The sequence below is a fragment of the Roseateles sp. Mitsp63 genome (genome assembly GCF_059491535.1).
The window spans coordinates 5,473,214-5,485,011 of record NZ_CP168509.1 but is presented as its reverse complement, the minus strand read 5'-3'; the positions used below and the strand labels follow the sequence as shown (position 1 = coordinate 5,485,011).

Annotated in this window: 10 protein-coding genes; 5 read left to right on the top strand and 5 right to left on the bottom strand. The window is 68.1% G+C overall.

Going from position 1 to position 11,798, the window contains the following annotated elements; genetic code table 11:
* Window positions 1-7 precede the first annotated feature (7 nt).
* Window positions 8-517, top strand: a complete 510-nt coding sequence (gene coaD, locus ACEN96_RS23795) for a pantetheine-phosphate adenylyltransferase (RefSeq protein ID WP_495585497.1) — start codon at window positions 8-10, stop codon at window positions 515-517.
* Window positions 518-520: 3 nt separating this feature from the next.
* Complete coding sequence (locus ACEN96_RS23790) at window positions 521-775, top strand: YfhL family 4Fe-4S dicluster ferredoxin (RefSeq protein WP_495585496.1); 255 nt, start codon at window positions 521-523, stop codon at window positions 773-775.
* Between the two features lie 52 nt (window positions 776-827).
* On the opposite strand, the gene ACEN96_RS23785 is transcribed toward ACEN96_RS23790, so the two are convergent.
* The 4 genes from ACEN96_RS23785 to ACEN96_RS23770 form a co-directional block, all read right to left on the bottom strand.
* Window positions 828-1,358, bottom strand: a complete 531-nt coding sequence (locus ACEN96_RS23785) for a histidine phosphatase family protein (protein WP_495585495.1) — start codon at window positions 1,356-1,358, stop codon at window positions 828-830.
* A 52-nt stretch (window positions 1,359-1,410) separates the two neighbouring features.
* Window positions 1,411-2,205 (bottom strand): adenosylcobinamide-GDP ribazoletransferase, encoded by a 795-nt coding sequence (locus ACEN96_RS23780; protein WP_495585494.1) that lies wholly within the window; start codon window positions 2,203-2,205, stop codon window positions 1,411-1,413.
* A 40-nt stretch (window positions 2,206-2,245) separates the two neighbouring features.
* Window positions 2,246-3,196, bottom strand: coding sequence for a DUF3369 domain-containing protein (locus ACEN96_RS23775; RefSeq protein ID WP_495585493.1), 951 nt, complete (start codon window positions 3,194-3,196; stop codon window positions 2,246-2,248).
* Between the two features lie 172 nt (window positions 3,197-3,368).
* Window positions 3,369-4,391, bottom strand: a complete 1,023-nt coding sequence (locus ACEN96_RS23770; protein ID WP_495585492.1) for a diguanylate cyclase domain-containing protein — start codon at window positions 4,389-4,391, stop codon at window positions 3,369-3,371.
* Between the two features lie 232 nt (window positions 4,392-4,623).
* Here ACEN96_RS23770 and ACEN96_RS23765 point away from each other — a divergent pair, with 232 nt between their 5' ends.
* Window positions 4,624-5,946, top strand: a complete 1,323-nt coding sequence (locus tag ACEN96_RS23765; RefSeq protein WP_495585491.1) for an MFS transporter — start codon at window positions 4,624-4,626, stop codon at window positions 5,944-5,946.
* Here the strand turns inward: ACEN96_RS23765 and ACEN96_RS23760 are convergent.
* The gene (locus tag ACEN96_RS23760) at window positions 5,915-7,858 is read right to left on the bottom strand and encodes a potassium transporter Kup (RefSeq protein ID WP_495585490.1); all 1,944 of its coding nucleotides are present in this window, start codon (window positions 7,856-7,858) and stop codon (window positions 5,915-5,917) included. The genes ACEN96_RS23765 and ACEN96_RS23760 overlap by 32 nt on opposite strands.
* Window positions 7,859-8,004: 146 nt before the next feature.
* Here ACEN96_RS23760 and ACEN96_RS23755 point away from each other — a divergent pair, with 146 nt between their 5' ends.
* Entirely contained in the window at window positions 8,005-8,934 is a 930-nt protein-coding gene (locus ACEN96_RS23755) for an amino acid ABC transporter substrate-binding protein (RefSeq protein ID WP_495585489.1), read from the top strand.
* Between the two features lie 317 nt (window positions 8,935-9,251).
* A complete protein-coding gene (locus tag ACEN96_RS23750) occupies window positions 9,252-11,795 on the top strand; it encodes an RHS repeat domain-containing protein (RefSeq protein WP_495585488.1) in 2,544 nt (847 codons plus the stop codon).
* The last annotated feature ends 3 nt before the right edge of the window (window positions 11,796-11,798 follow it).

Here is an 11,798-nt window from a genome sequence, read left to right as displayed (position 1 = left end):
CGCGCCCATGACCTCGCAGACCCTGCTGACCGCCGTCTACCCCGGCACCTTCGACCCGATGACCCTCGGCCACGAGGATCTGGTGCGCCGCGCCAGCCGGCTGTTCGAGCGGCTGGTGCTGGCGGTCGCGGCGGGGCATCACAAGAAGACGATGTTCGGCGTCGACGAGCGGCTCGAGATGGCGCGCGAGCTGGTGGCGCCCTATCCCAATGTCGAGGTGCTGGCCTTCAAGGGGCTGCTGCGCGACTTCGTGCTGCAGAACGACGGCAAGGTCGTGGTGCGCGGGCTGCGGGCGGTGTCCGACTTCGAATATGAATTCCAGATGGCCGGCATGAACCGGCAGCTGATGCCGGAGGTCGAGACGGTGTTCCTGGCGCCGTCGGACCATTACCAGTTCATTTCGTCGACCTTCGTGCGCGAGATCGCGACGCTGGGCGGCGAGGTGTCCAAGTTCGTCTCGCCGCTGGTGCGGGAGCGGCTGGAAGAGCGCGTCGCCAGGAACCGCGTGGAGCAGTAAGCCATGGCCTTGATGATCACGGATGAATGCATCAACTGCGACGTGTGCGAGCCGGAGTGCCCGAACCAGGCGATCTCGATGGGCGAGGAGTTCTATCGGATCGACCCGGGCAAGTGCACCGAGTGCGTCGGTCACTTCGACGAGCCGCAATGCGCGATGTTGTGCCCGGTGGCCTGCATTCCGGTGAATCCGGCGCACGTCGAATCGCGCGAGACCTTGATGCAGAAGTACGTGCGGCTGACGCAGCACACGGCTTGAGTCATCGGCCTGCCTGGATGGGCGCTTGAACAAGTGACTCGATAGCTGAGGATCAAAGCGTCCAGCGCTCGCCGTAGGCCGGCGGAGCCGGCCAGCGATCCGCCTGCGGGGACTCGTGCGGATGCGTCTGCCGCCATCGGCGCGCCAGCATCCATCCGCCATGGCTGACCACCAGCGCGCCCTTGGACCAGACTGACACGCGCTCCAGCAGCGCTGCCAGCGGTTCGCCGCCTTCCGGCGCGTGGCGCGCGAAGTCGGCGACCCACGCATCGATCTCCGCCTTCGGAATCTTCGCCCACGGCCGGCCATCCCAGGCGCCGAAGTCGATCTCCGCGAGCGCCGCGTCGATGCGATGCCGCCAGCCCCAGCGCCTCAACCAGCGTCCGACCTCGGCGCAGCGCCGCAGTGGCGACGTCCAGACCTCATGCGCCAGCCGGTGCCGGCGCGCATGGGATTGAATGCGCCGGGCGAGCCGCTTCGCGCGGCGCCGGTCCACCGGCAGGTCGCAGCGTGCGCCGACGCACAGGCCTTTCGCGCCTTCGGGGCGCGGATGGCGCCACACGAGGATGGGCGCCTCCGGCAATTGCGGCGATCCTGGCGATCCCGGCTCGCTCGACGCGCCCGACGTCATCGCGTCACTCCGCCGGGAACAGCGGCGCCAGCGCCAGGAAGGCCATCAGCGCGCCCAGCTCCACGATCTGCTGCGTCGCGCCCAGCGTGTCGCCGGTGTAGCCGCGCAGGCGGCGATCCAGCATCGACTGCATGTAGAAGGTCAGCCCCGCCGACACCACCACCGCGCCCAGCATCAGCGGCACGTTCTCGGGCATCAGCCAGGCGCCGGCCAGGCTCGCCAGCACCACCAGGCCCAGCGCGATCGTCAGGCCCGGGCCGCTGATCTGCGTCGCCAGCGGCTTGGCCTTCGCGTGCTCGGCATCGCCGGCGTAGGGCAGCGCATGCAGCAGCCAGACCGGTGCCGCGCGCGATGCCACGTGCGCCCACACCACCGCCAGCAAGGCCAGCGCCGGGTCGGTATCGACCAGTCCCAGCAGCACGGTCGCCTTCAGGCCCAGCACCAGGATCAGCCCCAGCGCGCCGTAGCTGCCGATGCGCGAGTCCTTCATGATCGCCAGCGCCTTCTCCCGCGACACCGCGCCGCCCAGCGCGTCGCAGCTGTCGGCCAGGCCGTCCTCGTGGAAGCCGCCGGTGAGCCAGACGCTCGCGGCCATCGCGAGCCCGACCGCGACGGTCGCCGGGAACACCAGCTGCGCCGCCCACAGCACCAGCGCCGAGAACCCGCCCACCACCAGGCCGACCAGCGGGAAGTAGCGCGCGCATTGCTGCAGCCAGGCCGGCTCGAAGCCGACCCAGCGCGGCACCGGCACGCGGGTGAAGAACTGCAGGGCGACGAAGAACAGGCGGAATTGATGCATGACCGGGACCGACGAAACGGCCGCGATCATACGGGCGGGCTCAGCGCGAGCGCTCGCGCTCCAGCAGCCCTTCGTACGCGATCGCGACGTTGGCGCAGAAGATGTCCAGCAGCTCGCGGCCCTCGTCGTCGAGCGGATCCGACAACACCATGTAGAGCAGGCTCTCGTTGCCCGAATAGGTCCGGTAGTAGCCGATGAAGCGCCCGTCCTCGAAGCTGCTGCGGCGCGTGAGCAGCGCGCGGTCCAGCGCCTCGCGCACGTCGCCGGGCAGGTCGGAGACCTGCGCGTCGGCCAGCAGCCCGTGGTATTCGGAGGTGGCCGCCAGCACGCGCAGCCGGCCTTCGGCGTGCGAGGCGGCGTACATGCGGCTCGCGCACAGCCCCTTCGCTTCGTAGCCCAGCATGTGCCCCACCTGCTCCAGCAGCGCCGACGCGAAGTGGCGCAGGCTGCTGGAGTCATGCAACTGGGTGATCGCGTCGATCGAGCGCCGCAGCGCCGCGCGCGATTGCGACAGGATGACGATGTCCCGGTACGAGCGCAGCGCCGAGTAGAAGACGGTGATCAGCTTGCGCTTGGTCAGCTCCGTCTTCTCCTTGTAGTCGTTGATGTCGTAGGTCTTGATGACGTGTTCCTCGGGCGCCTGCCCGGGCTGCCCGGTGCGCAGCACGATGCGCACCTGCGTGTTGCGCAGTTCCTCGCGGATGAAGCGCGCCACGTCCAGCCCGGCGTGCTCCGACTCCATCACCACGTCCAGCAGGATCAGCGCGATGTCATGGCGGTCGCGCAGCAGGTCGCGCGCCTCGGAGCCGTTGTAGGCATTGAGGAACTGCAGCCGGCGGCCCGCGAACTCGAAGTCCGCCATCACCAGCTGCGTCACCTGATGCACCGCGGGATCGTCGTCGACGATCATCACCACCCACGGATCGAGCACGCGCGTCCGGGTGTCCTCCCCCGGTTCCGGCAGCTCGTCGGCGAACACCATGTCGGTCATCGGCTCCTCCCTCGCTGGCTCCTGCTGTCCGGGCCATTATCAGCAGCGGCCATGACAAGGGAATCCGGACATGCGCGGCTTCCCGCGCCGGATGTGCGCTTCGCACGCCATCGCACGCCATCGCGCGCAGGGATGCGGCGGCCCGCGGCGCAGACGTGGCGGAGGCCGTCCGTCAGAAGCTGGGCTCGAGCGGTATCGGGCCGGTCCGGTCCACGCCCTGGCGCGCGCGCTTGGCCTCGTACATGCGCATGTCGGCGCACTCCATCAGCGCCGTGGCGTCGCGCCAGTCCTCGGGACAGCGTGACGCGCCCATGCTCGCGCGCAGTCGCAGCACGCGTTCGATGTACGGGAAGGGGCCCTCGACCGCCGAATGGATCCGCTCCAGCGTCGACTCCAGCACCGCCGCCGATCCGGCGTGCGTCAGCAGGATGGCGAACTCGTCGCCGCCCAGGCGGGCAACGGTGTCGGACTCGCGCGTCGCGGTCGCCAGGCGGCGGCTGAACTCGATCAGCGCGGCATCGCCGGCGGCGTGGCCCAGCGTGTCATTGATGCGCTTGAGCCCGTCCATGTCCAGCAGCACGACGGCGATCGGCGGATCGCCGCGTTCGACTTCGGCGGTCGCATGGCGCAAACGGTCCATGAAGAGCGAGCGATTCGCCAGGCCGGTCATGTCGTCGTGGGTGGCGCGATGGAAGAGGTCATCGCGCCCGTAACGGGTGGCCCAGTACATCGCAGCGCCGAGCACCTTGGACATCAGCGAGAGCACGTCCACCTGGCTGCTGCCGAAGCAATGCGTGCGTGATGAGAACGCCTTGAGCACGCCCACCGGCGTGCCTTGATGCACCAGCGGCAACACGACCATGGAACGCAGGCCGACGCGGCGGCAGGCCTCCAGGTCGACGCGGCTGTCGGACTCGATGTCCTCGCAGATCAGCGGGATGCCCTGGCGCAGGCAGGTGCCCGAGAGGCTGCCCTCGCGCCGCACGCGCACGCCGAGCTGATGCGAGGCCGCGCCCGCGACGGCGCGGTAGACGAGGTCCTCGCCCTCGGCGAGCTCGATGGCGGCGCCGTCGGCGTCGACCAGGTCCAGCGTGCCATGGACCGACAGGGACATCACGCCCGCGAGGTCCAGGCCCAGCTGGGCGACCTGGCTGTGGATCTCGATGATCCGGAGTAGCGCTTCACGGCTCGGCATCAACCGCCCCGACCGATCAGATCGACTCCCTGATCCGCGCCGGCGTCCTTTCGCGCGCGCACTCGCGTGCGTCGATGCGCGGGACTGCCTGCCGGCGTGCCGTCAGTCTAGACCTGGCGCCTCCGCGCTTCACCCCCTGTTTCCGGTGACGTGGGATTGGCGCCTCGGGGTTTCCCGCATCGCAGGCATGTCTTTACGCAGTGGATACCGGGCATGCGCAGAATCGCGCCCCATGCCAGAAAGCAAATCCACTTCTTCCGGGCCGGCCCCGTCCACCGTGCCCGCCGGGGCTCAGCCCGGAACGCCCGCCGCGATGCAGGCGTTCACGCCCTATCAGAAGCTTGCCGCCGCGCTGATGGCGCTGCTGCAGTTCTCCGTGGTGCTGGACTTCATGATCATGTCGCCGCTGGGCGTGATGATCATGCCGGCGCTGAAGATGAGCTCGGGCGAGTTCGGCACGGCCGTCTCGGCCTACGCGTTCAGCGCCGGCGTCGCGGGCCTGCTGACGGCCGGCTTCGCCGACCGCTTCGACCGCAAGCGGCTGTTGCTGTTCTTCTTCGGCGGCTTCCTGCTGGGCACGCTGTGGTGCGGGCTGGCGACGAGCTTCGTCTCGCTGCTGGCGGCGCGCATCGTCACCGGGCTGTTCGGCGGCGTCATCGGCTCGATCATCATGGCGATCACCGCCGACCTGTTCCCGCCCGCGCAGCGCGGCCGGGTGATGGGCCTGCTGCAAGGCGGTTTCGCGGCCAGCCAGGTGCTGGGGCTGCCGTTCTCGATCTACCTGGCCCGGTACGACTGGCACGCGCCTTTCCTGGCGATCGTGCTGTTCGGGCTGATCGCGCTGCTGGTGATCGCGCTCAAGCTGCAGCCGGTGAACGCGCACCTCGGGGCGGCGGGCACGGGCCAGCACAGCGCCTCGCGCCATCTGCTGCAGACGGTCCGCATCCCGCGCCAGCAGCTGGCCTTCGCGCTGACCGCGCTGCTGACGACCGGCGGCTTCATGCTGATGCCCTTCGCCAGCGCCTTCGTGGTGCACAACGTCGGCATCCCGCTGGACCAGCTGCCCATCATCTATCTGATCACCGGCATCTGCACGCTGGTGTTCTCGCCGCTGATCGGCCGCCTGGCCGACCGGCTCGGCGCGATGCCGGTGTTCTATACGGGCTGCGTGATCACGATCGCGATGGTGGCCTTCTACACCCGGCTCGGCGTGTCGCCGCTATGGGTGCTGATCCTGGTGAACGTGGTGATGTTCGTGGGCATCTTCTCGCGCATGATCCCGGCGCAGGCGACGCTCGCGGGCGTGCCCTCGCCGGAGCAGCGCGGCTCGTTCAACGCGATCAACTCGGCGCTGCAGCAGCTCGCGGGCGGGCTGGCCTCGCTGGTGGCGGGCCACATCGTGTTCATCGGCCCGGACGGCCATGTCAACGACTTCGACCATGTCGGCTACGTCGTCATCGTCTCGACGGCCGTCGCGGCGCTGCTGATGCGCCAGCTGGTGCGCGGCGCGCCGGCCGCGGGCGCTACAGCTGCACCCGCGAACCCAGCTCGATGACGACGTTGTCGGGCAGCCGGAAGTAGTCGGCGGCGCTGCCGCCGTTGCGCGCCATGGTGGCGAACAACTGGCGGCGCCAGCGCGCCATCTCCGAGGCCTGGCCCTTGGCGGCCGGCACCACGACCTCGCGGCTCAGGAAGTACGAAGCCAGGAAGGGGTCGAACTGCAGGTCGTGGCGCGCGCAGCGGCCCAGCGCGGCGGGGATGTTGGGCTCGTCCTTGAAGCCGTAGCGGACTTCCACGCGCCAGAACCCGGCGGGCAGCGGCTCGACGGTCAGCTGCTGGTCCTCGGGGACATAGGGCACCTCGTCGAAGCGCACGGTGACGAGCACGTTGCGCGCGTGCAGCGTCTGGTAATGCTTGAGGTTGTGCAGCAGCGCCGGCGGCACGACTTCCGGATCGCCGACCGGATAGACCGCGATGCGCTCGGGCCGGTTGCCGGAGATGTCCTGCTCCAGCGATTGGAGGAAGGGCCGCAGCGGCAGGTCGTCGCCGGCCGCCTGGGCGTGCAGCAGCTCGCGGCCGCGGCGCCAGGTGGCCATCACGGCGAACAGCACGAGGCCCATCGCCAGCGGGAACCAGCCGCCCTGCATCACCTTCAGCGAGCAGGACATCACCAGCACCGCGTCCACGAGCAGGAAGCCGGCGGTGGCGGCCCAGGCCAGCGGCGCGGGATAACGCCAGGCGTGGCGGACCACGAAGTAGGTCAGCGCGGTGGTGATCAGCATGGTGATCGTCACGGCGATGCCGTAGGCGGAAGCCAGCGCGGAGGAGCTCTCGAAGCCCAGCACCGCGAGCAGCACGGCCACCAGCAGGGTCCAATTGATGGCGGGCAGGTAGACCTGGCCCATCGCGTGGCTGGAGGTGTAGAGCACGCGCATGCGGGGCAGCAGGCCGAGCTGGATGGCTTCCTTGGTCAGCGAGAACGCGCCGGAGATCACTGCCTGCGATGCGATCACCGAGGCCAGCGTCGCCAGGATCACCACCGGCAGCAGGGCCGCGGCGGGGAAGAGGCGGAAGAAGGGGTTGTCCAGGGCGGCGGGATCGCGCATCAGCAGCGCGCCCTGGCCGGCGTAGTTGAGCGCCAGCGTGGGCAGCACCAGCGCGGTCCAGGCCAGGCGGATCGGCCGCTTGCCGAAGTGGCCCATGTCGGCATAGAGCGCCTCGGCGCCGGTCAGGGCCAGCACCAGCGCGCCGACGACCAGGAAGAGGGCGGGGCCGCGCTCGCGCAGGAATTCCAGGCCGCGCAGCGGGTTGAGCGCCTGCAGGATCTCGGGGGTCTGGGCGATCTGGTGGACGCCGGCCAGGCCGAGGACGGCGAACCAGACCAGCATGACCGGCCCGAACAGCACGCCGACGGCGGCGGAGCCATGGCGCTGGATCAGGAACAGGCCGGTGAGCACGACGAGCGAGATCGGCAGCACGAAGGGCTTGAAGGACGGGGTGACGATCTCCAGTCCCTCGACGGCGCCCATGACCGAGATGGCGGGGGTGATGACGCTGTCGCCGTAGAACAGCGCGGCGCCGCAGACGCCGACCAGCAGCAGCACGCGGCGGCGCTGGGGCGTCGAGCCGGCGGCGCGCACGGCCAGGGCGGTGAGCGCCATGATGCCGCCCTCGCCGCGGTTGTCGGCGCGCAGGATCAGGACGACGTACTTGAGCGTCACCACCAGCATCAGCGCCCAGAAGATGGCGGAGACGGCGCCGATGATGGTGTCGGGCTGCAGCGTCACGCCGTTGGCGGGGTTGAGCACCTCGCGCATGGTGTAGAGCGGGCTGGTGCCGATGTCGCCGAAGACGACGCCGAGGGCGCCCAGGGTGAGGGCGGCGAGTCCGTGGCGCGGGCCGTGATGCGGGGACTCCCCGGACGGCGGAACGGAGGAGGGCGCGGGCCCGGTGGTGGGATTCACCATGAAGCAGGCGTCCGGTTGGGGGACGCGGAAACGGAGGCGGCGTGACTATCGCACGCTCGGTGGGGGACCGGAGAGCCTTTCGTTACGAGGTCGGCATGCCTGCCTCCCTAGAATTAAGGGTTTCCACCGGCCGAAATTCACACACCATGCCCACCGAGATCCGGCGCCTGAGCGGCGCGGCTGCCCTGTCCGCCCTTTTATCCCTCGCGGCGCTTGCGTCGCAGCCGGCGCTGGCAGCCGGTCCCGTCATCGACACGATGGCGCGGATCAAGGACACGCACACGATCACGCTGGGCGTGAGGGAGGCGGCAAGGCCGTTCTCGTTCGTCAATGAGCAGAAGCAGGGGCAGGGCTACTCGGTGGACCTGTGCCTGGCGGCGGTGGACGAGATCAAGCGGGACTTGAAGCTGCCCGACGTCAAGGTGAACTACGTGGTCGTGACGGGTGCGGACCGCATTCCCAAGCTGCAGAAGGGTGAGATCGACCTGGAGTGCGGCTCCACGACCAACACCAAGGCGCGGCAGGAGCAGGTGGACTTCAGCTACACGATCTTCGTGGCCGGCATGCGGGTGCTGGTGCCGAATGGCTCGAAGGTGGAGACGGTCAAGGACATGGACGGCATGACGATCGCGCTGAGCAAGGGCACGACGTCGGAGAAGCTGTTCAACCAGCTGAACAACTCGGGCGAAGCCAAGATGAAGCTGGTGCAGTACGCCAACAACAACGAGGCTTTCAAGGCGCTGCGCGAGGGCAAGGCGCGGGCGTTCGCGCAGGACGATGCGCTGCTGCTGGGGCTGGCGTCGAAGGAGAAGGCGCTGGACCAGCTGGGCCTGGGCCAGCTGGCGTTCTCGGTGGAGCCCTACGGGATCATGATGCGCAAGGGGGATGCGCGGCTGGCGTCGGCGGTGGACCGGGCGCTGAGCCACGTGTACTCGAGCGGCGAGATCGAGCAGCTCTACGCGAAGTGGTTCCAGACGGCGTCGCTGGCGATCCCGATGAACCGCCTGACGCGCGACGGCTTCAAGCGCCCGAACAAGGAACCGGGCGTGGCGATGCTGCTGGGGTATTCGATCTGATCGGATGCCTCGCGGAAATCGCGACGGAAAAGTGAAAGCGGGCCTGCGGGCCCGCTTTGCGTTTGGGGCACGGAATGCGGAGTCGGTAGAGGCAAGACCTGACGCCGTGACGTCGCCGTGATATCCGTAAGGGTCTGGGAATCTCCCGCCAGCGTCATTTCCCTTTGGCAGAATCGCGCCCGTTCAATCAGGGAGAGAGGCTGACTCGAGGCCGAGCGCGATAGACGCTCGCCCGGGCGGACCACGATGCGACGACCACCCGCGGTGGCGCGCGCGGCTTCCTGATGGCTTGCCAAACCACATCAGGGAGTACTCGCGTGAGCGACCCAACGCATCGATTCATTCCCGCCGGACGGCCGCTGCGCAGCCTTCTGATCGCTTCCGGCCTCGGCTTGACCGCCTTACCCGCAATGGCCTCGCGCGATTGCTGGACACTCTGGACGCCAAACGGACCTCTCGGGTTCTATAGCCGAGTTGATTCGGATGCGACCCGAAGCTTATCCAGGGACTGCCGGGACACCTTCGACGCGGTCAGTGCGGCGGCAACGTCGGCGACGAACGCCGAGGCGCAGAAGCCTGTCAGATATTCCGATTTCACTCAAACGACTGAGATCTTTCCTGCCAGTTGCAAGCCAGAACCCGAATACAGGCCCAACGCGTTCCCCGTAGCCACTTGCACTTACAAGTATCGGTCGACCACGGTCTTTGATTACAAGCCGAACGAGCCAAGCATCCTCGACGGCGAGTCGTGGTTCCAGTTGCAGATGACCTGCGGAGAGAAATTCCGCACCAGGCCTCTGAACAACTTGGCCAGCAGCTGCAAGCCGATCATCGACCGGGATCTCTTCATCCATGACAGCTGCCAGCGTCAACCGGAGGTGGATCCGGAGGTTGGAAACCCCATCAATCCGCTCACCGGCGTGAAGCGGCAACCCGAGAACCTGTTTTCCTGGGGACGCGGTCACTCGCTGAAGATGACCTACGTGAGCGTGCCGATGCCGGAAAGCGGCACGATCCATGAAGGCGGCTCCAATTCGTTCGGCCGGTACTGGTTCAGCAACCTGCACAAGCAATGGGTGAGCCAGCGCAATCCCAAGGCGATCGAGCTGTTCCAACGCGGGATGGGGAACTGGAAGTCATTCGGGGATCAGGCGGACCCGACGGAGCGGGACACCTGGCCGCGAGCCAATGGCGCGCAGATGCTGTACTTCGACCAGAGCGCCCGCGCGATCGAGGTGTTCCGCGCCGATGGCACGCTGGCGACCATCGCCTACATCGACGGTCGCCGGCTCGACTACACCATCGTCGCGACCCCGGCGGGCGGGGACTACTCGGAGAGCCGGAATCTCGTCAGCGCAATCCGCGACGAGACCGGCCGGCAGATCGCCTTCCAGTACAAGGCGGTTGATCTGAAGTACGCCGCAATCAAGAGCATCACGGACCCAGCGGGCGCTGTGCTGCCGCTGACGTATGACGACGCGGGGAACCTCACGTCGATCACCTACGCGGACCAGACGACGAAGCAGTTCCTGTACGAGAACACCGCGTTCCGCCATTTGCTGACGGGGAGACTGGATGAGAGCGGCGGGCGCATCGGCACCTATCGCTATGACGATCAGGGCCGGGCCATCTACTCCCAGTCCGGATCGCTGAACCCCTGGACGATCACGTGGACGGCCCCGCCCAAGCTTGCAGAGCCGACGGAGTACTACGACGCTCAGCTCGACGCTTTCGTGCGGGTGCACGTGCACACGGATGCGAAGCCGGTGGACGCGCAGGTCACCGCGCCGGATGGTCGGCAATCCCTGTGGAACGGCACGGTGGTGGGGAACCTGCAGTTGCTGGCTGCGCAGAGCCAGCCGGCTGGCGCCGGATGCTCGGCCTCGACCGCGGGCGCCTCGTTCGACCCGTCAGCCAATGTCACGCAGCGCGACGACTTCAATGAAGGCCGCACCTGCATGGCCTATGACTCGCGCAACTTGGAGGTGACGCGCTTCGAGGGCATCTCGACGGCGAAGACGTGTGAATCGGTGACGGCGGCCTCGCTGCCGGCGGGCGCCCGGATGATCAGCTCGCAGTGGCATCCGGATTGGCGCCTGTCGACGAGGACCGCGGAGCCGCGCCGCATCACGACGCTGGTCTACAACGGCCAGCCGGATCCGTTCAATGGCAATGCAATCGCGAGCTGCGCACCGGCCACGGCCACGCTGCCGGACGGCAAACCCATCGTCGTGCTGTGCAAGCGCGTCGAGCAGGCGACGACCGATGAGACCGGCGCGCAAGGCTTCAACGCGACGCCGCAAAGCGGCGTGGCCGCACGCGCCACGAGTTGGACCTACAACGCCACGGGGCAGATGCTCACGGAGACAAACCCGCTGAGCAAGGTGGTCGTGACCAACGTGTACTACGCCGACACGACGGCCGATCACACGCAGGGTGACCTGCAGTCGACGGGCAACGTGCTCGGCCATCTGACGCAGTTCCCACGCTACAACGCGTACGGCCAGCCGCTGGAGATGATCGACACGAACGGCATCTCGACGACCTATGCGTACGACGCGCGCCAGCGCCTGCTGTCGACGACGACGCAAGGCGCGATCACCCGCTACGAGTATTTCCCCACGGGCTTGCTGAAGAAGGCGACGCAGCCGGATGGCAGCTTCGCCACCTATGAATACGACGATGCCCACCGCCTGGTCGCAGTCGCTGACTCCGCGGGGAATCGCATCGAGTACGCGCTCGATCAGAACGGCAAGAGCACGCAGGATGCCGCGAAGGACCCTCAGGGGACGCTGCAGCGGACGATGAGCCGCGTGTACGACGCGCTCGGGCGCGCGCAACAGACGACGGGCAGGGAGTAAGCA